General features: G+C 60.9%; 22 protein-coding genes, 1 tRNA gene and 1 pseudogene. 11 read left to right on the forward strand and 13 right to left on the reverse strand.

Annotated elements, in window-relative coordinates; genetic code table 11:
• The first annotated feature begins 55 nt into the window (after positions 1 to 55).
• Positions 56 to 982 (forward strand): NADP-dependent oxidoreductase, encoded by a 927-nt coding sequence (locus O7A05_RS02790; protein WP_337091390.1) that lies wholly within the window; start codon positions 56 to 58, stop codon positions 980 to 982.
• A 67-nt stretch (positions 983 to 1,049) separates the two neighbouring features.
• Here O7A05_RS02790 and sciP read toward each other — a convergent pair whose 3' ends face one another.
• Positions 1,050 to 1,325 carry a CtrA inhibitor SciP gene (gene sciP, locus O7A05_RS02795; RefSeq protein ID WP_006203587.1) on the reverse strand — a complete coding sequence of 92 codons (276 nt, stop codon included), beginning with the start codon at positions 1,323 to 1,325 and terminating at the stop codon, positions 1,050 to 1,052.
• A 254-nt stretch (positions 1,326 to 1,579) separates the two neighbouring features.
• Between sciP and mnmA the strand changes: the two genes are divergently transcribed.
• Entirely contained in the window at positions 1,580 to 2,770 is a 1,191-nt protein-coding gene (gene mnmA / locus O7A05_RS02800) for a tRNA 2-thiouridine(34) synthase MnmA (protein ID WP_337091392.1), read from the forward strand.
• A gap of 18 nt (positions 2,771 to 2,788) precedes the next feature.
• Here the strand turns inward: mnmA and O7A05_RS02805 are convergent, their stop codons facing one another.
• The gene (locus O7A05_RS02805) at positions 2,789 to 3,754 is read right to left on the reverse strand and encodes a Gfo/Idh/MocA family protein (RefSeq protein ID WP_337091393.1); all 966 of its coding nucleotides are present in this window, start codon (positions 3,752 to 3,754) and stop codon (positions 2,789 to 2,791) included.
• Between the two features lie 250 nt (positions 3,755 to 4,004).
• Between O7A05_RS02805 and O7A05_RS02810 the strand changes: the two genes are divergently transcribed.
• Positions 4,005 to 4,081: transfer RNA gene (locus tag O7A05_RS02810), tRNA-Met, on the forward strand.
• Here the strand turns inward: O7A05_RS02810 and O7A05_RS02815 are convergent.
• A complete protein-coding gene (locus O7A05_RS02815) occupies positions 4,038 to 5,666 on the reverse strand; it encodes a recombinase family protein (protein ID WP_337091447.1) in 1,629 nt (542 codons plus the stop codon). The genes O7A05_RS02810 and O7A05_RS02815 overlap by 44 nt on opposite strands.
• An 889-nt stretch (positions 5,667 to 6,555) precedes the next feature.
• Positions 6,556 to 7,236 (reverse strand): hypothetical protein, encoded by a 681-nt coding sequence (locus O7A05_RS02820; RefSeq protein ID WP_337091394.1) that lies wholly within the window; start codon positions 7,234 to 7,236, stop codon positions 6,556 to 6,558.
• Between the two features lie 137 nt (positions 7,237 to 7,373).
• On the opposite strand from O7A05_RS02820, the gene O7A05_RS02825 reads away from it, so the two are divergent.
• Positions 7,374 to 7,616, forward strand: a complete 243-nt coding sequence (locus O7A05_RS02825) for a helix-turn-helix domain-containing protein (protein WP_337091395.1) — start codon at positions 7,374 to 7,376, stop codon at positions 7,614 to 7,616.
• 86 nt (positions 7,617 to 7,702) lie between these two features.
• Here the strand turns inward: O7A05_RS02825 and O7A05_RS02830 are convergent, their stop codons facing one another.
• Both O7A05_RS02830 and traA read right to left on the reverse strand, forming a co-directional pair.
• Positions 7,703 to 7,918 (reverse strand): helix-turn-helix transcriptional regulator, encoded by a 216-nt coding sequence (locus O7A05_RS02830; RefSeq protein WP_337091396.1) that lies wholly within the window; start codon positions 7,916 to 7,918, stop codon positions 7,703 to 7,705.
• Positions 7,919 to 8,047: 129 nt separating this feature from the next.
• Positions 8,048 to 11,095, reverse strand: coding sequence for a Ti-type conjugative transfer relaxase TraA (gene traA, locus O7A05_RS02835; protein WP_337091448.1), 3,048 nt, complete (start codon positions 11,093 to 11,095; stop codon positions 8,048 to 8,050).
• A gap of 172 nt (positions 11,096 to 11,267) precedes the next feature.
• On the opposite strand from traA, the gene O7A05_RS02840 reads away from it, so the two are divergent.
• From O7A05_RS02840 to O7A05_RS02850, 3 genes are all read left to right on the forward strand, one after another.
• A complete protein-coding gene (locus O7A05_RS02840; protein WP_337091397.1) occupies positions 11,268 to 11,594 on the forward strand; it encodes a conjugal transfer protein TraD in 327 nt (108 codons plus the stop codon).
• A gap of 1 nt (position 11,595) precedes the next feature.
• Positions 11,596 to 11,844, forward strand: a complete 249-nt coding sequence (locus O7A05_RS02845) for a conjugal transfer protein TraD (protein WP_337091398.1) — start codon at positions 11,596 to 11,598, stop codon at positions 11,842 to 11,844.
• A gap of 540 nt (positions 11,845 to 12,384) precedes the next feature.
• On the forward strand, positions 12,385 to 12,915 hold the full coding sequence (locus O7A05_RS02850) for a Ros/MucR family transcriptional regulator (protein ID WP_337091399.1): 531 nt from the start codon (positions 12,385 to 12,387) through the stop codon (positions 12,913 to 12,915).
• A gap of 87 nt (positions 12,916 to 13,002) precedes the next feature.
• Here the strand turns inward: O7A05_RS02850 and O7A05_RS02855 are convergent, their stop codons facing one another.
• Positions 13,003 to 13,314, reverse strand: coding sequence for a DUF736 domain-containing protein (locus O7A05_RS02855; protein WP_337091400.1), 312 nt, complete (start codon positions 13,312 to 13,314; stop codon positions 13,003 to 13,005).
• Between the two features lie 847 nt (positions 13,315 to 14,161).
• On the opposite strand from O7A05_RS02855, the gene O7A05_RS02860 reads away from it, so the two are divergent.
• Entirely contained in the window at positions 14,162 to 14,443 is a 282-nt protein-coding gene (locus O7A05_RS02860; RefSeq protein WP_095089546.1) for an HU family DNA-binding protein, read from the forward strand.
• A gap of 98 nt (positions 14,444 to 14,541) precedes the next feature.
• Here the strand turns inward: O7A05_RS02860 and O7A05_RS02865 are convergent, their stop codons facing one another.
• Positions 14,542 to 14,832, reverse strand: coding sequence for a hypothetical protein (locus tag O7A05_RS02865; protein ID WP_337091402.1), 291 nt, complete (start codon positions 14,830 to 14,832; stop codon positions 14,542 to 14,544).
• Between the two features lie 1,940 nt (positions 14,833 to 16,772).
• The gene (locus O7A05_RS02870; protein WP_337091403.1) at positions 16,773 to 17,168 is read right to left on the reverse strand and encodes a VOC family protein; all 396 of its coding nucleotides are present in this window, start codon (positions 17,166 to 17,168) and stop codon (positions 16,773 to 16,775) included.
• Between the two features lie 240 nt (positions 17,169 to 17,408).
• Between O7A05_RS02870 and O7A05_RS02875 the strand changes: the two are divergent.
• The 3 genes and pseudogenes from O7A05_RS02875 (at position 17,409) to O7A05_RS02885 (ending at position 20,538) form a co-directional block, all read left to right on the forward strand.
• Positions 17,409 to 17,713, forward strand: a pseudogene (locus tag O7A05_RS02875) (ribbon-helix-helix domain-containing protein).
• A 64-nt stretch (positions 17,714 to 17,777) separates the two neighbouring features.
• Complete coding sequence (locus tag O7A05_RS02880) at positions 17,778 to 18,359, forward strand: hypothetical protein (protein WP_337091405.1); 582 nt, start codon at positions 17,778 to 17,780, stop codon at positions 18,357 to 18,359.
• Positions 18,360 to 18,450: 91 nt separating this feature from the next.
• The gene (locus tag O7A05_RS02885) at positions 18,451 to 20,538 is read left to right on the forward strand and encodes a sigma-54-dependent Fis family transcriptional regulator (protein WP_337091406.1); all 2,088 of its coding nucleotides are present in this window, start codon (positions 18,451 to 18,453) and stop codon (positions 20,536 to 20,538) included.
• 100 nt (positions 20,539 to 20,638) lie between these two features.
• Here O7A05_RS02885 and O7A05_RS02890 read toward each other — a convergent pair whose 3' ends face one another.
• From O7A05_RS02890 to groEL, 4 genes are all read right to left on the reverse strand, one after another.
• Complete coding sequence (locus O7A05_RS02890) at positions 20,639 to 21,136, reverse strand: DUF1097 domain-containing protein (RefSeq protein ID WP_337091408.1); 498 nt, start codon at positions 21,134 to 21,136, stop codon at positions 20,639 to 20,641.
• Between the two features lie 137 nt (positions 21,137 to 21,273).
• On the reverse strand, positions 21,274 to 21,963 hold the full coding sequence (locus tag O7A05_RS02895; RefSeq protein ID WP_337091410.1) for an MIP family channel protein: 690 nt from the start codon (positions 21,961 to 21,963) through the stop codon (positions 21,274 to 21,276).
• 60 nt (positions 21,964 to 22,023) lie between these two features.
• Positions 22,024 to 23,067, reverse strand: coding sequence for an NAD(P)-dependent alcohol dehydrogenase (locus tag O7A05_RS02900; protein ID WP_337091411.1), 1,044 nt, complete (start codon positions 23,065 to 23,067; stop codon positions 22,024 to 22,026).
• A gap of 38 nt (positions 23,068 to 23,105) precedes the next feature.
• Positions 23,106 to 24,737 (reverse strand): molecular chaperone GroEL, encoded by a 1,632-nt coding sequence (gene groEL, locus O7A05_RS02905; protein WP_337091412.1) that lies wholly within the window; start codon positions 24,735 to 24,737, stop codon positions 23,106 to 23,108.
• Between the last annotated feature and the right edge of the window lie 244 nt (positions 24,738 to 24,981).

A 24,981-nucleotide genomic window follows, 5' to 3' on the forward strand; every position in this document is an offset into this window, starting at 1 on the left:
ATCAAATATTACTGTCCAAATGATAGCGACACATCCACTCCAACAGGAGACGTTCATGCGTGCCGTTATCCAGACTTCCGTGGGCGGACCCGAGGTCCTTTTCGCCGCCGAGCAGCCCGACCCCGCGCCAAAGCCCGGTGAAGTGCTCGTCCGCGCCAAGGCGGCGGGCCTCAACCCGGTCGATGGCGCCGTGCGCGGCGGTTACTTTCCGCTGCTCGGCGAACCGCCTTTCATCCTTGGCTGGGATATCTCAGGCACCGTCGCGGCGCTCGGTTCCGGCGTGACCGCCTTCAAGCTCGGCGACGAGGTGTTCGGCATGCCGCGCTTCCCCAAACAGGCGGGCGCCTATGCCGAGCTTGCCGCGGCGCCGGTGGACGAGATCGCCGCGAAACCAGCCGCCATCGACCATACGCATGCCGCGGCCTTGCCGCTGGCCGGTCTGACGGCCTGGCAAGGCCTCGTCCGCCATGGCGGCCTGCAAGCGGGGCAACGCGTGCTGGTTCATGCCGGCGCCGGCGGCGTCGGCCATCTGGCGGTGCAGATCGCCAAGGCGCGCGGTGCCTGGGTGGCATCGACCGCCAGTCCGGACAAAACCGACTATGTCCGCTCGATTGGCGCGGACGAGGTGATCGACTACACCAGCGACGATTTCACCGGGAAGGCGGGCAATATCGATCTGGTGCTGGATCCGATAGGCGGCGACCACGCCGATAAGTCGCTGGAAGTACTGCGTGATGGCGGCGTTCTGGTGTCGCTTCTCGACGTTCACGACGCTACGAGGGCGAAGGCCAGCGCGCGCGGTGTTCGCGTCGAGCGCATGTCTGTAGTGCCTGATCGCGAGGGCCTTGTCGAACTCGCCAGGTTGGTCGATGTCAGAAAGCTGATGCCGCATGTGGCCAAAGCTTTCCCGCTCGACCAGGCGGCCGCCGCCCATGCCTTCCTTGCGACCCGACCCATCGGCAAGGTCGTGCTGACTGTTTGAATGGAAGGCCGCTTCAAAAGCGAAGGGCGCGGAGTCCCGCGCCCTTCGCTCGTTTTCGGCCGGCAGCTTAATGCCGGTATTGCTGGATCCGCGTGGTGCGGAGCCCGGCAAGGCCGTATTCGTCGATCGATGCCTGCCAGGAGAGGAATTCTTCGGTGGTGAGCTTGTAGCGCTGGCAGGCTTCTTCAAGGCTGAGCAGGCCGCCGCGCACCGCGGCGACCACTTCTGCCTTGCGCCGGATAACCCAGCGTCGCGTGTTCGTCGGCGGCAGATCGGCGATCGTAAGAGGGCTGCCGTCGGGCCCAATAACATACTTGACTCTAGGTCTAACCAGATCGGTCATCGTACTCTCTACTAAAAACTCAAAGACCCAATCCCCGCCACAGTACCGCCACAGCTTTAAAAATTGCCTAAGCGAACCCTAATCACTAGGTAAGGATCGTGAACGCCCGGTTAGGATATCGTTTAGAATTTGAAACACCGGCCTCCAGGCCCTGAAATTCCCGGTAATCTCGTCCTGGGCCGCAAGCTGGCGCAGACGTGGCGCTTGACCTATATTCCGGCCATTGGCATTGAGCGCCGAACAGTGAAAGCATCATGAACAGCCTCGATCTCCCTCGTCGCCCAGAAGAAACCCGCGTCGTCGTCGCGATGTCGGGCGGTGTCGATTCGTCTGTGGTCGCAGGCATCCTGAAGCGCGAAGGCTATGACGTCGTGGGCGTGACGCTGCAGCTTTACGATCACGGCGCAGCCACTCATCGCGCCGGTTCATGCTGCGCCGGGCAGGACATTGACGATGCCCGCCGCGTTTCCGAGACGCTCGGCATCCCGCATTACGTGCTCGACTATGAGGAGCGCTTCCGCAAGGCGGTCATCGATCCTTTTGCCGAGAGCTATGTCGCTGGCGAGACGCCGATCCCGTGCGTGTCCTGCAACCAGACGGTGAAGTTCGCCGATCTTCTGGCGACCGCCCAGGATCTCGGCGCCGACGCTTTGGCCACCGGGCACTATATCCGTTCGCGCGCCAATGGCGCGCATCGCGCGCTCTACCGGCCGGTCGACGCTGACCGCGACCAGAGCTATTTCCTGTTCGCCACCACGCAGGCGCAGATCGACTATCTGCGCTTCCCGCTCGGCGGCCTGTCGAAGCCGCAGGTCCGCGCCATCGCCGAGGAAATGGGGCTCACCGTCGCCGCCAAGCAGGACAGCCAGGACATCTGCTTCGTGCCGCAGGGCAAATATTCCGACATCATCGCCAAGCTGAAGCCGGCCGCGGCCAATCCCGGCGACATTGTCCATATCGACGGCCGCGTGCTCGGCCGCCATGAAGGCATCCTGCGCTACACGATCGGCCAGCGCCGCGGCATCGGCATCGCCTCGGGCGAGCCGCTCTACGTCGTCCACCTCGACGCCGACCGCGCGCGCGTCATCGTCGGCCCGCGCGAGGCGCTGGAGACGCACAAGATCTATCTGCGCAACATGAACTGGCTGGGCGACGGGCCTCTGTCGGATGTTCCGGCCGGCGGTATCGAGCTCTTCGCGAAAGTCCGCTCGACCAGGCCGCCGCGTCCGGCCGTGCTGCATCATCGCAACGGCGTGACCTCTGTCGAGCTGGCCGACGGCGAATCGGGCATCGCGCCGGGGCAGGCCTGTGTGCTCTATTCCGACGACGGCAACGAGGCGCGTGTCTTCGGCGGCGGCTTCATCGAGCGCTCCGAGCGCGGCGCGGAAGCCGAGGCGATGCTGTCCAGGCTGGCGGCCAGGCCGGCGCAGATTCCCGCTGAGTAAATTCTCGATCTGATTGCTTTATGCAGACGACCCGGTGTGGATCACCGTGCCGGCAGTCAGGATGCGCAGCACCCGGATCGCTTCCTCGCCATCGGTGCGCGGCTCGGCGCGTGTCTCGATGCATTGCATGAAATGGGCAAGCTCGCGCGTCAGCGGCATCCCCTCGCCGACGGCCACATAGGCAGGCTCGTTGGCGGTGAAGGCCCACTGGCCGCTGTCCTGCCAGACCGCGTGGCGGTAGACGGCAAGCTTGCGCTCCCAGGGCTCGACGTCGTCGAACACCGCCATCGCCTTGGTGCCGACCACCGTCAGCCGCCGCTCGCGATAGGGATTGAGGCGCGAGGCGAAGAGATGGCTGCGCAGGCCGTTCGGGAAGCGCATATGCAGATGCGCGAAGTCGCTGAGATTGTCGAGGAGTGCTGCGCCCTCGCCCCTGACCTCGATCGGCTCGGTGCCGGTGATGGCGAGGATCATCGACAGATCGTGCGGCGCAAGGTCCCAAAGCGCGTCATTTTCGGTATGGAACTTGCCGAGGCCGAGCCGGTGCGAATGGATGTAGCGCACCTCGCCGAGCTCGCCATTTTCGATCAGCGCCTTCAGCGTCTCGAAAGCGGGATGGAAGCGCAGCACATGGCCGACCATGAAGATCCTGCCATTCTCCGTTGCCGCCTTCACGGCCCGCTCGGCGTCGTCGACTGTCAGCGCGATCGGCTTTTCCACCAGCACGTCCTTGCCGCTTTCGACGGCGCGCACCGCAGTGTCGGCATGGAATTGCGGCGGCAGCGCCATGACGATGGCGTCGATGTCGGTCCGCTCGAACAGTCGGTCCGGCTCGATCGCCAGGCAGTCCTGCTCGCTGGCGAAACCTTCGGCGCGGGCGCGGTTGGCGTCGGAAACGGCATAGAGCGCGCCAAGCGCCTTGAGCGTGCGGATATGGTTGCTGCCCCAGTATCCGCAACCGAGGACGGCGATGCGCGGCTTCATTCGTTCAAACTCTAGATTTCTTGGCCGAGACATAGCGACGTGCCCCGCCGAACTCAACCCCGCGACATAAGCTGAGTGCCTGCCCGGCAAAGCTTTTCCGGGATGAGATTATGCCGGCCGGATTATGCCCGCATGTCGGCTTATCCAAGCTTGACAGGCTCACCCTCGCAACCTTATATCCGCGCGACCTCGGCGAAACGCCTCGAGACGCCCGTCCATCAGGACGGTTTTCCAGGCCATTTGCCACCCTGGCGGGGTAGCTCAGTTGGTTAGAGCACGGGAATCATAATCCTGGGGTCGGGGGTTCAAGTCCCTCTCCCGCTACCACCATTCCCCCCACTCCTTTGACGCGATGGGGGAAAGCACGCTCGCCCAAGAGTGCCGTCAACCGACCAGCGATTTCGACTTCAACCCCGCCGGTTCTCGACGGATCTCGAAACACCGTGACGGTTTCGACCAAGTCGCGCATTGCCTCTGCACATTCGGGATCGCCGGAAGCAATCCCGTTGGCGAGCCCAGTCTGAAGTTGATTCAGTTGATCCTCGTAGCGGGCCAGCACCGCAGGGTGCAGCGCGATCACTCCTGTCGCGGCCGGCACCTGATCCAACTCAGCCAGAATGCACTTGCGCTCTGCGTTCAGCGTTGTTGATTGCGGTCCCAGTACGGCTGGGTCGCCATGGCCTTTGGCAATGGCGTTGACCAGCCGCTCGATCTCCCGAGTTAGCTCTTCAAGCCGTCGCTCCAAACGGGTGCGCCTAGCATCGGTATCCGCTGCCAAGCGCTTCCGTTCTTCGTGGTAGGTCTGGACGTACTGGGCAATCACTTCGGGATGGCGCAACTCGGCGGTAAGGCCATTCAAAACTGCTGTTTCGACCGTGTCCAAATAGAAGGTCTTCGGATCAGCGCAAATTCCGCTTTCTGTCGCGGCCGAACAGCGGATGCGAATGCGCCTGGACTTGTCGATGCCTTTTGACGACATCCCCGCGCCACAGGCACCGCACCTCAGCAGCCCAGTCAGCATATGCCGTGGTCGGCGTTGATGGCTTGGATGGGTCGTTGCACGCGCCCTCTTGCGTGCTTGTGCTGCGTCGAACAGGTCGGATGAAACAATGGCGAGGTCCGGTACTGCGACTACTCGCCATTCACCCTTGGGATTTGGACGCGATACACGTTTCCCCGTATCAGGGTCCTTGATCATTCTGACCCTGTTCCAGATCAGACGGCCAGCATAAAGCTCATTGTGAAGCAGCCCCGTCCCTCTCTGCACATTTCCATTGATAGTAGAGGCATTCCAGGCTCGCCCACGGGGCGGCGGTATGCGGTCTCTGTTTAGATTGTGAGCGATATCACGCGGCGTCTGCCCTTCGACATACTCTCGAAAGACACGACGCACGATGTCCGCTTGGTCCTCTGCGATCATCCGCTTCCCGGGGTCTCCCAGCACGTACGAATATCCATAGGTCAATCCCCCGGCATGAAGCCCCTTGTTCACTCGGCCAGCTTGACCCCTGCGGACTTTGTGAGCGATGTCCTCTCGATAGAGTTGGCCGACAAGACCGCGTAGGCCGACCAATACCGTGTTCACCACGCCTTCGTGAACCGCACGAATTTCGATGCCGAGAAATGATAGGCGCTTGTGAATGCCGGCAAGGTCTTCCATGTCGCGCGAGAGCCGATCCAGTGCCTCCACCACGAGCACGTCGAATTCGTGCTCACGCGCTTTATCCATGAGCTGAAGCAAACCGTCACGGCCCAGGACGGAGCCGCCGGAGCGGGCTCTGTCATCGAACGTCGCTACAACATTCAATCCCGCACGATCTGCATATGCTCGGCACAAAGCGAGCTGATCGTCGATTGATCGCTCATTTTGGAGGTCGGTTGAGAAGCGTGCATAGATCGCGGTTCGATTCATGATGAGTTTTCTCGGCCTGTTCACGCTCGTGATCTTCGCGAGCCGCTTGGCGCGCAAGTGCTTTTGCAAGGCGCAGAATCGCTCTATCAGGCGCTCGGAACAAGGCCCTTTTTTGAGATCTCACAACCATTGCGAGTAGCGCTCGCTACGGATCGGCTGGGCTTCTGCCGAAAATAGCAGTCCGCAGAATGCGAGGCTCGGTTCAATCCTGAGATCATGATCTTGGTCCATGTCTCCCAGATGTGCACATGCATGAGATGAGAAAAGCCATCAAATTGGTCGGTCGCAGAATTGGATAGCAAGGGGTGCTTTTCGGAAATCCGCAAGTCCACCCTCAAGCCGCAAGCTATTCCGGGCGGCTCTGGAGAAGCTCTTAAGCATTCGGGCGGGATCGCCTGACTACACCCCCCGCCGCCTTTCCCAGGTTGTAGGCAGCAAAAGGCGCGGGTCCTCACGGCCTGCTCAACCTCGTTCTAATCCTCGTCTTGGCATTGCACAGGATCGATTTCCTCTCCCAATTCAAAGAGCAGGGACGACACGCGGTTGCGCACACGCTGGGCAAGTCGCATCAGCCTCTTGATCAAGCGTCTGCCTTCCGCGCTGGCGATGAATTCCGGGCTTTCGTCGACGGGCAGGAGCGGAGCGGTTGCCATTGCCCGGCAGACCATCGAAGCGGCTGACAGCGCTGACGCGGTTGCGCGCGCTTTCGCATTTCTGGAGCTGTTGAAAGCCGATGCGGATCGCACAGGCCAGTTGCGCCCTGCGAGACGTCCGACTGGACTCCCAGAGTCGCGATCTGCCTGCCGACCTGACGGTCGGCCGGATGGGGACCGACCTCACCATTAGGTGCCACACCGCTTTGAAAACGATCCAAGATTTTCAACAGGCTTCACCTGCTCTGTGAGTCTTGCCGATTTTCTGAGCTTGGGTTCGTTGCAGCGTCTAAGCCATGAAGGCGGATGAGGTCATTCAGTACCGAGCGGATATGCGGCCAGGGGAAATCGTCTGGATGTTCCCAGTGCTCACCGTCACGCAGGATGACCTTGAGCTTTGCCAAAATGCCTTCGATGGACGTGGCTGCTGTCTGCGGTAGATCATCCAGAAGTGCACTTTCGGCTGTTTCCGATTGTCGGATCAGTTCGTCTGTTCTCGAATAGCCGATCTCAGCATCAACAGCGTCCCAGCGCGCCTGGTGTGCCGCATAATCCGCAAGCGCCCTGCCCCATTCGACTTCATTTTCAGGGGAGTAGGCATCGTTCAGGCTCTCGATGGAATGGAGCGTCACGTCCGTACCATCGGCAAGCCGCACCTTGGCGCAGGGAAAGCCAACCGTCCTGGCGAGGTGTGTCTCCAACCGCTGCTGTTCGCGGCACAGCGCCAGTGTCTCATCGTGGATTCTATGCCAGCTCCTGCACAGACAAAGAGCAGGATCGGCCGCGCTGCCGTCCGTCAGTTCGGCAGCCAGCGATTTTGCCTGGAAGGGCCATGCCGCCGCGCCGGTGGCCGTCCCCGTCAGCAAGTGCCGCCGGGTGATGAAAAACAAATTTATGCTATTGTCGGAATCATCCATGATCCGAGCTCCAAACAGCTTTGCTTGGTTGGTGATACAGCCAAACGCTTTGGCGGCCTCAGCCAAATATCTGAATTTAAGATAACTGAAAATCAGATATAAAGGAAGCCCCCATCTGAGCTCAGATGAGGTGATAAGTGGTCGATACACTCGGTACGAATCGGCACAAAGCTTTGATCGCGCTGCTGATCAAAAAACGTGAAGCGGCAGGCCTTACTCAAGTTGAGTTGGCAACCAGGCTCGGCCAATACCAATCGTTCGTAGCTCGCCTAGAAAGCGGACAGAGACGTGTTGATGTCGTGGAGTTTATAAACCTCGCCGAGATTCTCGGTTTTAACGCTCCGTCTGCCATCAAGAAGCTATCGGAAGTAACAGGTTGAGCGATGGGAGCGCATGACCGCACTTAGTGCAAATTGACAATTTGCAGAATCGGCAAAGGAAGCCCCAGGTTGTTGCACCCATCCGTTCAATCGGACCTCTTCACCTCAGCCTCCGGCCCCCATCGAATGGGATCGTCAACCCAGCGGTTGATCTCGGATTCATGCCACCCGGCGCCATTGGTACTGATCCTCAGTTGAGCCGGGAACGTGCCTTCGGCGATCTTGCGATAGATTGTCGAGCGTGACAGGCCGGTCCGAGCAAGGACGGTTTTGAGGCGTATGATACGATCTTGCTCGGGCATAGCTTGGCTGCCTCTTAGTGAGTTGTTGCTGGTATGTGCTGGGACAGACAGCGCGAACCGATGCTCGACGCAATCGAAGTTCCCGAAGCATCTATCTATGGCGTGTAGCCGGCGGCAAATCGGAGGATGTCAGAGCCCAAGGCCCCGCCCCTTACCGATGCCATGGCTGAAGGCGAGTTCCGCGCCAAGGCGGCGGCCAGAAGCCGTGTGAATACCGAGATCACGCTTGCGGTGGGCAAGCAGGGACTCAAGTTGCGGATCGCGTTCGAGGCTCTTGACCATTTCGGACATGGCCAAGCGCGTTGACTTGTAGCCGGACATGTCTCCGGCCTGGTATTGGTCCTGGCTCGTCCGGTCGAGCTTTTGCCAGCGTTCCACAAAACGGTCGGCGCGGCGGGTCGGATCGCTGTCCAGTCCGATGCGGATTTCGGTTTCAAGTTGCAGAGCGAGCACGATGCGGTTGACGCGACCGGCGGCCGCTTCACGAACCAGCTCGGGGTTTTTGACGTAGGCCGCTTCGGCATCGCGCCAGCCCTGAGGCCGAACCTTCTCGAAAGAGTTGCGCGCATCCCTCAATTCGCGCATCTGCTGGGGACTACCCTGCCCGGCCGCGTTTCCAGTGCTGAGGATCGCGTCGAGCGCTCGCGCGTGACGCACAAGCGCCTTCGTGCGCGCGCTGCGCAACGCCGCCTCCGAGTCCGCCGGCAAATCCGGTCCGCGCGGCATTCCCCTCGCGGAAACTTCTCTTCCGGGCGCGGCGCCGGCATCGCCATCTTGCGCTCCACCGTCTCCCCTTCCCGGCCGATGCCCACGCTCCTGGCCGGGCTCGGCGTCCGCGGGCGAGCGCAATCCCTCCAGCAGCCCGCCGATCCGGTCGCGCAGCTTCTCCGGAACAACCCGGCGCACGATCTCGACCACACGCTCGCGGAAGGTGATGCCACGACGCTCGGCATAACCCTGCGCCGGGTCGCCCCGTTCATAGTCGGACGCCATGTCCTTGGCGCGGTCGCGTGACAGCGTGCGGACGAGCCGGTCGCGTGTGGCGAAGTCGTCACTGCCATAATGCAGGTCCATGCCATCGCGATGCCGCGACAGGGCAACGTAGCTGCCATGGGCATCCATGCCCGGTGTTGCCAGCACATGCGTGCAGTCGACGGTCATGCCCTGGGCCTTGTGAATGGTCGCGGCATAGCCGTGGTCGATGTGGGCATAGTCCTTGAAGTCAAAGCGCACAGACCTGCCGTCGTCGGTTTGAACTGTCATAGTTTGCGCGCCGACCTCTTCGATCACGCCGAGCGTGCCGTTCTTGACGCCAAGCCCGCGTTCGTTGCGCAGAAACATGACCCGATCGCCGCTTGCGAAGTTCCTTGCACCGCGTTCCACATCCACCTGAACTTCGTCGCCGAGAGCGCCGGCAGCGCGCATGTGCTCGCGCGCTGCCTTGTTGAGCGCGCGCACTTCGTCGTTTGTGTGGGTGAGAATGATCCGGCTTGCCTGAGGCTCTGCCTGCCTGTCGTGATCCCAGCGCTCGACCAGATCGCCGCGCGCCTCGTCGCGCGAGGCGGCCTGGTGCACCATGCCTTGCTTGTCATAGGCGCCGATCGCAGCGCCGACCCTGCCGGTTGCCAGATCGCGCGTTGCGTCACGCTGCCAATCCTCGCGCTGCCGGCGCACCTGGCCAATCTCGACGCCGCCGTGACGTTCCTGGATCGAACGGAATGCAGCACCCGCTTCGATCGCCTGCAACTGCTGCGGATCGCCGACCAGCACGACTTTTGCGCCGACGTCCGCCGCATGGGAGAGCACGCGCTCCAACTGGCGGGTGCCGACCATGCCGGCCTCGTCGATCACCAGGACATCACGAGCGGTGAGCAGATCGCGACCCTGTCCCCAGCCGTGTTCCATGCTGGCAATCGTGCGCGAAGAAATGCCTGAACCGCTTTCAAGATTCTCGGCCGCAATGCCGGAGAGTGCGGCGCCTTTAACCTCATAGCCCGCTGCCGCCCAAGCCTGTCGCGCAACGCCCAGCATCGCGCTCTTGCCGGTGCCGGCGAAGCCGACAACGACACCAAGGCCGCGGCCATCAGTGATATGATCCAGTGCATCGGCCTGCTCACCTGACAGAACAAGGCCATGACGATTGGCATCCGCCAAAGCAGTCACACGATCCCGATCACTCACCGCATGACGCTCCTCTTCGGCCATGCGTTCCGCCGCGCGATGCAGCCGCTGTTCGGTCTCGATCATCTGCCGAGTGGTGAAGCGGTCTTCGCCGCGCCCGTCCTTGCCAAGTTCGACCAGATCGGGCGCGTTGCTGATGGCTCGCGTAACCTCGTTGAACTGCTCGATGCCGTCGCTGTGGCGATGCGAGAACTTCGCAATGTCCTTTCGGGTGAAGGTCGATTGCTGATGCGTGATGGCGTCCAGCGCTACGGATGGATCGGCAATGATGCGCGCACCATTGTCGCGCGCGATCTCGCGATGCAGTTCGGCGCGATCTGCTTCAATGCCGGCAGCGTCGAGGCCGCCGCCCTCAATGCGTTGCGCCGGTGCACCAATCTGGGTTTGCGGCTCCAGGGCAATGCCCTGCGCCTCCAGACTGCGATGATCGATGCGGGCGTCGATGTCGAGTTCAGCCAGGCGCTCATTGGCAAGTTCCGCCCATCGCTCGCGCCAGCGCTCGACCAGCTGGGTAGCGTTCCAATCGCGAACCTTCGCCCCGAAACCGTTCTCGTCCACGGACCGCATGGTGAGCATGACATGGGCATGCGGCTTGGGACTGCCATCCTCCGCCCTGTCCCAATGCACATTGAGGTCCGCGACCATGCCCTGGCTGACAAACTCCGCTTGCACGAAGTCGCGCGCCAATTCGATGCCTTGCGCCTGGCTGAGTTCACGCGGAAGGGCGAACTCCATCTCGCGGGCAAGCTGCGCATCCTTGCGCAGTTCGAACGCCTCTACGTCGTTCCAGAGCCGTTCGCGGTCCCTCCAGGCTTCCGGCGCATTCTCCGGCAGCAAGACCTCGGAATGGACGACACCGCGCTTGGCCGAGAAGTCATGGCTCCTCTCAATCCGCTCGTCGCGCAGCCGCGAGGCCGAGCGGTAGGCAGCCGATGCCACAGCACTTGATCCTGCCTTGCGGCCAATGACCTTGACGTGAAGATGATAGATCGCCATCGCGACCGGATCATTTGCACGGCAAAGCGCACGTCGGCACGACGTATAAGCGCGCCCTCCCTCGAAAAAATCTCGGGATGGACCAGCCCGTCCCGGGCTGTCTCGGCAGCCCTGAAGCCTTTGGGAAGACGCCCCGATATTATCGCAGCATCGACAATAAATGGAGATAGCCATGCGCAAACCACGCGACTTCGACGCGGAACTGAAGGCACTGGAAGACAAAGCGCGAGAACTCAAAACACGCAAGGTGCAGCAGCTTGGCGACCTAGTTATCGCCACCGGCGCCGATGAACTCAGCACCGACGAACTGGCCGGCGCGCTGGTTGCAATCGCTGAGACGAACGACACCGCAAAGCGTGAGGCTTGGGCCAAGCGTGGAGTGATGTTTTTCGAGAGCCGGTCCCGGCGAGCTGCTTCGCCATCTCAGCGCAACCTGCGCGGCGCTCCAGCGCAACCAGGCAGCCCGCAATCGCCGGCAAGCGGCACGGGCTCGCAATGACATGCGCACGTGGCAGGTCGAGCGCCGCCAGCGCACCCGACATCTGATCGAACTCGGCGGTCTCGTTGTCAAGGCAGGCATCGTTGAACTGACCAACGACGACCGCGCCATCATTTACGGCGCGCTATTGTGGATCGCAGACAAGCTGCAGAGCCATGAAGGCCAGCGTGCGCTTGACCTGTGGGCCGCGAAGGGAAAACAGGCTTTCGATGCTGAACGGCGTGAAGAGCGGATGGGACGGCGAACTTAGCCATAGTTGGCGCGAGCAGTGGCCGGCGCGAAGCCCGGACAGCAGACTTCCGCCGGTGCGCCAGCGCCGCAGTCAAGCGCTTGCGCAGCAAGCTTTCGCGATCTTCCTCGCTACCGGCGACAATCTTCTCTCGCGAGCCTTGATCCTGATGATGAAGGCCGCAAGGTGAGTTGGCGAAGCTCGTCAAAGCAGGTGCTGCCCTATGAGCAAACTTCAAATGCCAGATCGTGTTCCCATCGAAACCTCCCACGCCCCACAGATGCGATCATGCACACCGCGCGTTGATAGAAACTCTATAGCCAGGGTGCGACCAGCGGCACTGCTCTGCACAGCTGGAACTGGCGGAAAAGTGAGGAAAGCTCCTCGCTTTAGATGAGGTCAGCAAGGGCATCCCGCCGATGGACGAAAGAAGCGGAACTTACACTTGTGATATTGCGCAAGAGAGGTGGGATTTTACGAAGAAACGTACTATTTGCGTCGTGGGCAGGGCAGAAAAATCAAACGTCGCTCAATTCATCCGATACAAAAAAGGGAATTTATATGACCACTGCTCTCGAGCAAGACAACAAACTGGATACCGTGTCGATAACGGCTGACATTGTCGCGGCCTACGTATCGAACAATCCAATACCGGTTGGCGAGTTGCCGAAACTAATCAGCGACATCCATGCTGCCCTGAATGGCATCGGCACGCCGGCGGTAGAACCTGTGGTAAAACAGGAGCCGGCAGTTTCGATCAAGAAATCGGTAACGCCCGACTTCATCATCTGTCTGGAAGACGGAAAGAAATTTAAATCGCTCAAGCGGCACCTTCAGCACTTCAACCTGACCCCCGACCAATACCGGCAGAAGTGGAACCTGCCGACCGACTATCCGATGGTGGCGCCGAACTATGCGGCGACCCGGTCGGCCCTGGCGAAATCAATTGGACTCGGGCGCAAGGCGCCAGCGCCCACATCTGCCGCGGCAGAAAAACGGAAACCGGGCGTGCGTGCGGCGGCAGCGAGAACAACTGCGGCTGCAATCAAGTCGCCGGTGAAGAGGGCGCGCAAGGCGCGGGCCAAAGCGTAACCTGCTGCATCTGACAGAGGCCTACGCTGCGCCTGACCTGAACATGGCGAAGCCCCGCCTTGCGGCGGGGCTTCGTGTTTTGTCGGGTCACTCTGCGGTGCGGCGGGACCAGATGAGCGAGAAGTCGCCCTCGGTATCGGTCTCGACCAAGCTCGCATAGATCGGAGCGGGGAAGCTGGGATCGTCGAGCTTGACGGAGTGGTACTCGCGTCCCTCGCGCGAGGTCTTCTTCCATGCTGCCCCGAACTCGGTGGCGCCGGCGAAGATGCGGAAGTCGGGACCCTTTTCATTCTCGCCATCGGCCGGGGCGAATGTCGCCGTCTTGACGTTGAGGTTGAGAGTCTTGACCGAGCCGGAGAAGCCGTTCGCGGTGCGGGAGAAAGTGCCGATCGTAGCCATTGTGGTGGTTCCTTTGTGTTTTCTCGGGCCGCGCCCATCGAGGCCTCGATGGTGGTCGTGAGGCCCGAAGACGATCGGTCCGCACCCCGAAGGGGCTGAAACGAAGTGAAAGACGGCTGCGCGAGGCTTTCTTGGACCGCGAGGAATGGACGCGCAGCGACCAGGGGACGAAAACGCAGCGACGTGTTGCGGGAAGACGATCGAGACTAAGGGAAGCGAAGACGGTCTTCGGTCCCAATCCATTCGAGGACGCCGTGGGTGTGGCTTGAAAGAATACGCGGAAGGAACGCCACAGCGGCTAAGATCAGTCACTGCCATTGTCGCTTGCTCCGCTGCGCTTCTCTATTTCGGTCAAAGACGCTTCCTCACGCGCCGGGGCGGTGTTGGTCCTACTCCAACCGGTGACGAAGGGACGTCCGATTTCCCTAATCTTTGGGCTGAACCGCCATCGCGTTCGGGGCAGCTCCGAAGGCGATCAATTGATTGCTGAGGCAGCGGCTTCCAAGCAGCCAAATGCCGTGACGATTTCCTGTCTCACGTCGATTCGATGCAAGTCTAATTTGAGATCGAAGGCGAGGATAGCCGCGTCACACATGATCCTCCACCGCATGGCCGATGATCCCACTGCGGTCACGCCTCAGGCACGGTGAGGCATTGCTGGGTAGGGTCGTGCTCGCCGGGCGCTTGATGCCGAGGTGACGCGCTACGTGACTTTCGCGATAAGAGTGGTGGAAATTCCCGGTTCGAGCGTTGGTTTGCACCGGATTCCGGTCCATGACGCGATGACAGTGTGGAATTGCGTGTGCCATAAGGCCATCGTTGAACCAACTCCGAAGGGATGGAAACGATGGCTGTAAACACGATCGATATTGCCGAACGCCTTGCAGACGCGCACGGCCTGTCGAAAACCCAAGCGAAATCCGTGGTCGAGGATGTCTTGAAGGGCATTGCGGAAGCCGCCGCCAAGGGCGAGGAAATCAGCCTCAACGGCTTCGGCAAGTTCAAGGTACAGAACAAACCAGCACGTGATGGCCGCAATCCGTCGACTGGCGCCACGATTAAGATCGCCGCATCTAAGAAGATCGTCTTCCAGCCGGCAAAGGCTCTCAAGGACTCGGTGAACGGCTGACCATTCTATGACGATGCATCTCGTCTGATGGTAACACGCTGTCTTGTCGGGCGATGGTGTCTCATCCCAAGATCATCAGCTTCTCATTGCTGCCGTTCTTATGTCGAGTGCCTCGGCCGCGCCAATGGCGCGGCCGGAAAATTCTCCAACAGAAAGCTGGCCGGAATCCGCGCGGCGGCTCCGGTCGTCGCGCTTATTCGGCGGCGATGTTGAAGGTTCGACCCCCCTCGCCAGGGCGCTGCTGTCGGCGAGCGCAGTCGTCGTGTCCAGCTCGGGGGCGTCTTGCGCGCATTGCGCGGCGACTTCTTCAGCTTGTTCAGCGGAATGAAAACCTCCGTGCCGCTTTCGCTAACGGTTGCGGTTTCAACGTTCTTTGCATGGACGGTCATGGTTCTGGTCCTTTCGCGTTACATGCGGAAGGCATGCCCCTCGGCATGCCTTCCGGGGGGCGCGTGAGCGCGCGGCAGAGAGGGGGGCGAGTGCCGGCGAGCGGAGCTGGGCTGCGCGTCGAGCGGGGCGGATCGGATCAGTTCAAGCGATGAGGATCATTCGCCGCCTTGCGAGCGGGCGGCGCCGCTCTGCGCAGACGGCATTCGCGGGGGAGAGATGCTAAGACCATCTCTTCCCCGTGTGCGAGTGCCGCCTAGTTCCCCAGCCCTGAGATGTTTCTTGCGCAGAGAGGGCCTGGCCCGGCTCCCTCTAAGAACGAAGCAGCCGCAGGAGCGTCAGCATAGCGGCGCCGCAGGCGCGACGCGGGACCGACTGCGGCGACGAGACCGGTTAAGAGGGTAGCCGAAGGAGCGTCAATATAGCGCCGCCAAAGGCGGGACGCGGGGCCGACTACCCCCGGCGAGAAGCGCCGAACACGCGAGCGACTTTCCCACGTAATGCCGAATGACCCGCGGTGTTTCAAATAAAGTTAGGGTATCCCGTCAAGTTTCATCTGGCGACTAGATAGTCCTTAGGTGGCGCTGAATCATAGAAACGAGATGTGGAGTAGTAATCCAAGTCGAAATACAGATCAATTGTTTCTTAAAGCCTGACATACCTACCAACTTTTAATTAATGCTTACTTTTACTTACGAAATTTGCATAATCTATCTTATGGAACTATAAATTGTAGAGAGATTCCAATATGTTATGCATTGTTGACGCCATCACCAGACACTACTTAAGGCTGTGATGGCCAATGGGTGTCAGTCGAATCAGCGGTCGAGCATCAGCTGAATCGCATTCTCAGCGATCACAGCCAAATCGCTGATTTGATTCAGCGATGGGGAGGGCCGGGCGAGATCCAATACGCGGTGCGTCGCGCTGCGGAGGTCCGGGCCAACTGGACCGCCGGGACTGCTGACGCTAAGCGATCGCTACTGCAAAAGCTCGTCCACCGTATCGAGTTTGGTCAGGAGGCACTGACCATCGACATTGATTGCAAGGTACTCTCCGAACTTCTGCTGGACAGGGTTTTGTCAACAATGGCGACGCTGAAGCGGTGTCGATTACATGTCCATTTGACATCAAACGGCGTGGCGTCGAGACACGCATCGTTCTGCATGCCTCGGCCAACAGCTCAGACCCGGACGCCGCGCTGATGGACGTCGTCTATCGCTCTCGGCTGTACCTTTATGGACTCACCGATGGGTCTGGCCGAAGCCTCACGGAGATCGCCAACCTGAACGCTACCACCGTCTCTGAAGTTGGCAGGGTCCGGCCCTGGCGTTCCTCTCCCCCTAAAATCCTTTCGAAGATCGTCGCTGGCAATCAGCCGATCGAGCTCACGGGCCCACAGGCTCTCGCGGTTGTCCGGCTTTCCCCTCGTCTGGAACGATCAGGTCGTCCTCGTCGGCCTCTGATTCTGACCATCAGCCGAGCATCGCTTTTCCAAAACAGTTGGCTACGGAAATGGGCCCGCAGAGACGAAGCCCAGAATTCGGTGCATTCTGCGCAGGAAGGTGGCGTCTTCGCCAAGCGTTGCCGCGAAGGCCGCGCTAACCTACGGATTTGACGACACTATTCTGAGACGGTCAAAAACGCGCCAAAACTGGCGGACTGGACGGTGGTGGAGACAGTCTGGAGCGAACCGGTCTCCGGCAAATTCCCTGCTAGAGGGGCGAAAAACAGGGAAATTTCGTTAAAAGTAGCGTAATTGGCCAAATTCAAAATGTAATTGGTACGCTATTTCAATCGCTTAAATATCAAATTCCCTACCGGATATAAAGAGAATTTATTCGCCCGGCATGCCGTTGGGATATCGACGGCGGCGCGATCGCAAGCTCGAGGGACGCACATCAAAGTTTGCTCGTCTATCGCTATAGAGGCGCGCAACGCCCTATCTGTAGCGTCCGTGACGCTGCAGCACCTCGATCTGGTAGCCGTCGGGGTCGGCCACGAAAAAGAACCGGGCAAGCAGCGCGCCTTCGCGGTTGAACTCGACAATTTTTCGCGGATTGAAACCTGCGGCCGCTAGGCGCTTGTATTCTGCGTCGAGATCGTCAACGCAAAGGGCCAAGTGGCCGTAGCCGTCGCCAAGCGCGTAAGGCTCTCCCCTGCCCTTGTTGATCGTCAGTTCAAGCTCGAAATCGGTTTCCGCACCACGCAGATAAACCAGTGTGAACGTGTCGAAATCCAACCGGTCCGCAACATCGAGTCCAAATGCGCTTTTGTAGAAACTGACCGACAGGTTCTCGTCCACCACCCGGATCATCGAATGTATTGCCTTCGCCAAAGGAACCTCCAGTCTGCCGGGTGGTCTCGGATGCCGCCGACGATGGCCCAACGGTGGCAAAAATGGGTGGCAGCCGGTTACCACGTCAGGAAATTGGCGTAAGGCTGGTTCACGCACTAAGGTCCGATTGTAGTCACTGCAAATTGAGCGGAAAATGCGCTTCGGGTTGGTATCATATCGGCGAATGGGCCCAGAAGCCGCGCCATCGCCCAAACCAACCATCAAACGGGAGGTCTTCGCATGTGTAAGGTCTTTGCCGGGCAGGATCCGAAAGGTATCGGCTAATCAATCGCTCAGTTCGAATAGGTGGCCATTCGACGAGCATCCAGCTCGAGGCCACTTTTTGGACCCTGTTGGACGAGATCGCTCATGGACAGGGGATGACGGCGCCGAAATTCCTCTCGGCGCTTTACGATGAAGCGCTGGAGATCAACGGCCATATCCCGAACTTTGCCTCTATGCTGCGCACCACGTGCGCACTCTACCTGCGCAACAGGCAACCACTGGACAGCGACCGCTCGGAATTGACGAACAAGGCAGCCTGACACTGGTCATTACTTAAAACGCCCGATCCCGTGTAGCAGCCGCCTGCTACCGACGACCCGAATTTTGGCGCTATGGGATAGGAATGGCGAACTTCACCGAGGCGGTGTAGAGTTCACCTCAAAGAAGAACCAGCCGTACCAACGGCGACGCCAAGCGAATCTGGGAGGATTCATGGTTGAGATTATCTCCAAGCGGGATGGCCCGCGGCGCGAGGACGTACAAGTCAAGAGACTGATTGAGCAAAACCGCTCGACCATCGTTCGCCTTGCCGACCAGATCAGCGGCGGCGGCTATTCGGCTTCCAGGAAGCAGCGCCAGCAACCGAAGGCCGAAGGCCTGATCATCCATGTTGGCGCCAGTGCCTCGCCTGTGGCCGAAGCCAAGCCGTCCATCCAGGTCACCATCAACGGCCGGGTGATCTCGAAGGACCAGAACACCGGCCGCCAACTTCATCACATCGGCGATATCCGCAACCGGGGCGGAGACCAGATCTTCGTGCTGGCCACGAAGCAGAATGGCTTCTTCTCGCCGGTCGATGAAACGGTCGCCGAAGCACTTGCTGAGTTGGACGGATCCCGCCTCGCCGCCACCTATACCGAAGAACAGCTTGCCGACGATATCGGCGCGAAACTTGGCATCGACTGATGAGGCAGACGCCCGGGCCTGCTTGTGCACGTCCAATCCGCGTCAGCTTACGAACGCGACAGCATACACCATAAGGTTCTGTGATGACTGAATGAAACGCGAGATGGGCCCCAATCAGATGAAGATCGATGCTCTTCCGGCGCGTGCGTCGCTGACCGCCGGGCAAATTGTTCTGGGCAACATCGACTATGACGAGCGCGCCACTATGCGCGCCTGGGAAGATTTTCTGGCCGACGAACAAAAATGTGCCCGCGACCCAGTCCACCCAAGCCATGTCCGCTCCCTCATTCACGATTCCTGGTATCGCAGCGTCACCGGCGGCATCAACGCCCAGGGGATTGAAGCGCCGCTGAGCAGTGATCGCGACGAGATCGAATATCTAACCCGGGCCAATGCAGAACTGCTTTCGGCGGCACGGCGGTCGTTCGCCTCCCTTGGCCAGTTGTTGCAAGGGACAGGCGCGATGCTGGTGCTTGCCGACAGTGACGGCGTGCTGATCGACGCCATCGGCGACAAGAAGACCCTGCACGATGGTATGGATATCCATCTGGGCATCGGCGGCAAATGGAACGAGGACGCCGTCGGCACCAACGGCATCGGCACAGCGCTGTGGACCGGTGAGCCGACTTTCGTCCATGCGGCAGAGCATTTCTGCGCCGGCATCAAATCCTGGACCTGCGCTGGCGCGCCGATCCGCGACCCGCTCGACGGCAAGATTATTGGGGTCGTCGACCTCTCAGGCTATTCGCCGATCTTCCGGCCGCACAACACCGCGCTCGTCGCCGCAACCGCCCGGCAGATCGAAAAGGCATTGGCCGAACAGCAGCAGGAGCAGCGCACGCGCCTGCTCGAAGCCTTCATTTCCTCGGCCCCCAGCTACCGCCGGAAGGACGGGCTGGTGATCGTCGATCACCGTGGCCGGGCGATCTTCTGCAACAATGTGCCCAACGGCGACACGACGGATATGATGGACGGCCCGATGGAACCGGGCCGCGGCCGTTGGCTTATGAACCTGCCGGCGTCCGGCTCCGACGCCGATCTCGCCAAGGCGCTGCCGGCGCATCTGCGATCCTGCCACGTTACGCCGCTCAAGCTCGACGGCGACCTTCGCGGCGCAGCTCTGGTGTTCCCCTCCGTGCCGATTGTCTCCAGCGCGATGACAATAAGCCGGGAGGGGAACAAACACCTGCAGACAGCCGCCGAGATGATCGTCGGTGAAAGCGAGAAGCTGCTCGCCGCCATCGATGTCGCCTCCCGCGTGGCGCGGTCGAACGGCGTCACGTCACTGCTCATAGAGGGTGAAACCGGCGTTGGAAAAGAGCTGTTCGCGCGGCTTGTCCATGCCGGCAGCCGACGCACCGAAAACGATCCTTTCGTCGCCATGAATTGTGGGGCGATAACCAAGGAATTGTTTGGCAGCGAATTGTTCGGCCATGTGGCCGGGGCCTTCACCGGAGCCTCGCGTGAGGGCAAGCCGGGCGTTTTCGAAATGGCCAATGGCGGAGTGCTCAGTCTGGACGAAATCGGCGAGTTGCCGCTGGAGATTCAGCCATTCCTATTGCGCGTCCTGGAAGAGCGTGTGGTCCACCGCATTGGTGACTCAAGGGGCCGGCCGGTGGACGTGCGACTGGTTGCCTCGACCAACCGCGACCTCAAGCAGGAAGTGGCAGCCGGGCGCTTCCGTAGTGACCTCTACTACCGGATCGGCGCCGTCTCGATCCAAGTCCCGGCCTTGCGTGAACGCGGCGACGACGTGCTGTTGCTGATCGAGCATTTCAACCGCCGGATCGCGGCGCTGGCCGGCAATGAGCCGCTGGGATTTTCGAACGATGCACTCGACGCGCTGCTCGCCTATCGTTGGCCAGGCAATGTGCGCGAACTGAAGAACCTAGTGGAGCGCCTGCACATCCTGGCGCGCGGCAGCACGATCGAGCTCCAGGACCTTCCCGGTGAAATCGGTGCGGGCAATCGCAACGACATCGCCATGCACAGCAATCATCCCGCAGCCATGCTCGAAGCACCGGTATGCACTTTCGAGGATGCGGAACGCCAGGCGATCAAGAACGCGCTTACCGCAGAGAATGGCAATCTCAGCAAGGTCGCCCTGAGGCTAGGGATTTCGAGGCCGACGCTCTATCGCAAGCTCGGCCAGTACGGCATCCGGCGGGGCTTCCTCTAGATCAAGCGTGCCACGGGCAAAAAACCCGTGGCATTCGCGCCACGAGCTGGGGAATGTTTCGGCGACTGAGTTGCCCGCAAGCAGCGGCCGCCACGCACGATCAGGTCTTTACGACAGCCCCAGTCACTTTCTCGGAGACATAGCCAAGCACATTGCCGATGATCAGCGAGATCACCACGGCGGTTGCGACCTTGACTATGCCGCTGGCACCTTCGCCATAGGCGGCGGCACCAAGCAGAAAAAGTGCGGCGGTCGTTGCATAGCCATAGACCGCTGACGGAATGGCGCTGAGCAACGGCAGCTTGGCGGCGAGAATCAGGACCACGATTGAAATACCGACGCAAAGGCCAGCCATGATCGCCGTAACCCCAATGGACGTCAGTGCTATCAATGCGGCTGCCGCACAGATCGCCCCCCACAGGTTTGCAACCGCCGAATTCCTGAATCCGGCTTCCTTGCCGCTACAGTGATAAAAGCTGCCCCAGCCGACAAATACCGCCCAGATCAGCAGATAAGGACTGCCGATCGTGATTGCCGCCCATGTTGCAATGCCACCCATAATGCCGATGACCACGGCCAGTCCTGTAATAAGATCCATGTTGTCCTCCCTTTTCCAAACCTCGAAGCCAAGAAACTCGTTTCAGGATCGCGCTTCGCTGACGTCCCCGACACGCAAAACGCCATGGCGTCCGCCACGGGGTTGAAGAAGAATTGCAGGCCGGATCCGGCAAGGAATCAGGCCGGCTGCGCCGCCGTTTCGGCCGTACCGATTACGCCTGCGCGCAATGCCAGCCCGGCAGCGGCGGCGCCCAGGCAGGGGGCCACGATATAGAGCCAGAGCTGCGACAGCGCCGCTCCGCCAGAGAACAGAGCCGGACCGAGCGAGCGGGCCGGATTGACCGATGATCCGGACACAGCAATGCCGGCTAGATGGATCATGACCAGCGTCAGGCCGATCGCCAGACCAGCCAGAGGACCGGCGCCGCCTTCGGCGGTGGCGCGCAGGATCACCAGCAGAAATAGGAACGTGGCGATCGCCTCGAACAGGAAGGCCGACGTTGCGGAATAGGCCGACCAGCCGTTCTGGGCAAAGCCATTTGCCGCCACGTCGTAGCCGCCGCCCTTGCCTTGCACGATCACGTAGAGCACCGCCGATGCAACAATCGCCCCCGCGCATTGTGCGACCACATAGCCGACGAGATCATTGGATTTCATTCGGCCGGCGACGAAGAAGCCGAGGCTTACCGCCGGATTGAGATGGGCGCCTGAAATGGGCCCAATCGAATAGGCCATCGCCACCACCGACAAGCCGAAGGCGATGGCGACGCCCAGGAGGCCGACTTCGGAGCGCATGAACAGAACCGTCGCGCAGCCGAAGAAAACCAGCGCGAATGTTCCGATGAATTCACAGACGTATTTGTTCATATGTATCTCTCCCTCTGGATGATGGTGTGAACCGGACCGCGCGAAGTCCGGTTCAATGTTTCAGGGTACGATGACGCCGCGGCCGGTGAATCGCCGGTTCTTGAAATCGTCGAGCGCGGTGTTGATGCTGGCGAGGTTGTATTCGGTGTAGTGCATCTTCACCTTGCCGTCGGCGTTGAGCTCCATCAGTTCGACGAGCTCGGTGAAATTGCCGACCAGGCTGCCGCCGATGTTGATCTCCTCGATGACGAGGTGCGCGGTCGGCACGTTGATATTGCCGCCATAGCCGACGACGAACAGTTGCCCGCCCTTGCGCACCATCTTCCAGCAGACGTTTTCGACGCCGAGTTCGCCGACGAAGTCGATCACCACATGGGCGCCGCCGCCGGTAATCTGAATGACCTCCTCGACGACGTTCGGCCCGCCATCGAGGACGAAGTCGGCGCCAAGATCCTTGGCAAGCACACGGGCGGCAGGCTCGCGATCGACGGCAATGATGCGGCAGCCGGAAATCGCGTGCAGCGATTGCAACGCGATATGGCCGAGCCCGCCTATGCCGAGCAGAACGCAGTAACTCCCGGGCCGCAAGAGCTTCGCCGCCCGCTTGGCGGCACGGTAGGCGGTGATGCCGGCGTCGGCCAGCGGCGCTACTTCGATCGGCGTGACATTGGCGTTCAGCTTGATCAGCGAGCGCTCGCTGGTGATGAAGTACTCGGCGAAACCGCCGTTCATGCCAAGGCCGGGGAACTGGCCATTGTCGCAGTACATGTCCTCGCCGTGTCGGCAGTTGAGGCAGATGCCGCACGAGCGGAAGGGATGGCAGATCACAGCGTCACCACGCTTGACCGACCTGACGCCGCTGCCGACCTCCTCCACCCAGCCGGCATTCTCATGGCCCATGATGTAAGGCAGCAACGTGCCCTCCGGGTCCATTGTCGGCTTCCAAACGCCCTCGATAATGTGCAGGTCGGTGCGGCACAGGCCGGCGGCTCCAACCCGTACGATCACCTCGTCCGGCGCGGTGATCGTCGGCGCCTTGACCTCCTCGATCTTGAGCTGGACGTTCATCTTCGGGTCGTATTCGTAAAGTCTGGCAGCTTTCATCGTCGTATCCTTTCGACGTGGAGAATGTTCGGATTGCTTCAGGCGCGGCCGAGCTTTTCAGAGCCGCCGCCGCGAGCTGGTCCGGCCGTCGGGTCCTCGTCCTCGGCGAGATGGCCGATAAGCGTTTCGGTGGTCAGGATCAGCGTCGCCACCGAAGCTGCGTTGGCGAGTGCTGTGTAGGTGACGCGCACCGGATCGATGATCCCTGCCTCGAACATGTTCTGATAGGCGCCGGTCGAGGCGTTGTAGCCATAACCGCCATTGATCCGAGTGACCTCGACCACCACCGCTTCGGGATCGGCACCGGCATTGGCGGCGATGCGCCACAGCGGCCGTGACAGGACCGACCGCACTAGGCGCACGCCTTCGGCGACATCGCCGCCGACATCGGCCGCCACCTTGTCGAGCAGCGCTGCGATCTGGGCAAGCGCCGAGCCGCCGCCGGCGACCACGCCCTCCTCGGATGCGGCGCGCACCGCATTGAGCGAATCCTCGATGAGCTGAATGGTTCGCTTCTGCTCGACCGGCGTGACACCGCCGGCATAAAGGATCGCGGTGCCACCAGAGAGCTTGGCCAGGCGTTCGCGCAGCTTGTCCTGGTCGATGTTGGGTGGCGAGGCTTCATACTGCCGCTGCACCTGGGCCCGACGCGAGGCGATTGCGGCATGATCGCCACCGCCCCGAATGATCGAGGTGTAGGACGAACTGGTCTTCACCCGATCAGCCGTTCCGAGATCGTCGGCGGTGATGTCCTCCAGCCGACCGCCGAGGTCGCGAGCGATCACCTTGCCCCCGGTGATGATGGCCAGGTCCTCCATCATCGCCTTGCGCCAATGGCCGTATTCCGGCGGATGGACAACGAGGTATTTTCCAGGCCCCTGCTTACCGAGCAGTGTCACCACCACTTCCGGCGACATTTCCTCGGACACGATCAGCAGCGGCCGACCATCCTCGTCGGCAATGCGGCGCGCCGCATCGAGCGCCTCGGGTTCCTTAATCTTGAGGTCCGTCATCAGGATATAAGGGCGATCGAGAACAGCCTCCATCTTCTCCTGATCGGTCACCATGTGGTGAGAGAGATAGCCGCGTTCGAAGGACATGCCCTCGACCACATCGAGCGTGGTCTCGGTGGTGACGCTGAAGTCGGTGGTAATGACGCCTTCGGCTCCGACGCGCTGATGGGCTTCCGCCACCAGTGCGCCAAGCTTGGTGTTGGTCGCCGCGATGTTAGCGACCGAAGCCAGGATGCCGTTGCCCTTTGCCGGCTTGGCCGAAGCCTTGAGGGCGGCCACCACCGCGGCCACCGCAAGATCGATGCCCTTGCACAGATCGACCGATTTGGCGCCTCGCTCATTCGCCTCGATGCCACCCTGGATGAGCGCGTTGGCGAGCACGATGGCAGTCGTGGTCCCGTCGCCGGCGACCTCGTTGGTCTGCATCGACACTTCACGGACGACCTGCGCACCCATGTTTTCGAAGCGGTCGTGCAGTTCGATCTCGGAGGCAATGCTGACGCCGTCGCGGGTCACCATCGGCGTGCCGATCGGCCGGTCGATCATGGCGTTCATGCCTTTAGGGCCGAGCGTCGGCTCGACGGCAGCGGCCAGGCGAAAGACGCCGCGGGCAAGAGCCCGGCGGGCCTCGGAATTGTGAAGCATAATTTTGGGCATGATTCCTCCTTCCGCCTTACGGGCGGGTTGTTGGTTAGGGGCCTCGTGCGAGGGAGGCCGTTGTTGTCAGTTCAGCCTCAGGCGGTCTGCGCGGCTCGAGCCGGCACGCGATCCATGATGAAATCGACCAGCGTCGGTTCGCCGTCGACAACATCCAGTTCCTTGTATCTTGTCTGTTTGAGCCCCCGGCAAAGCGCGCCGTTGAACTCCATGTTGATGCGCACTGAGCGCAATCCGCCGAGAT

The organism is Mesorhizobium argentiipisi (SeqCode) (assembly GCF_037179585.1).
Classification (GTDB): domain Bacteria; phylum Pseudomonadota; class Alphaproteobacteria; order Rhizobiales; family Rhizobiaceae; genus Mesorhizobium; species Mesorhizobium argentiipisi.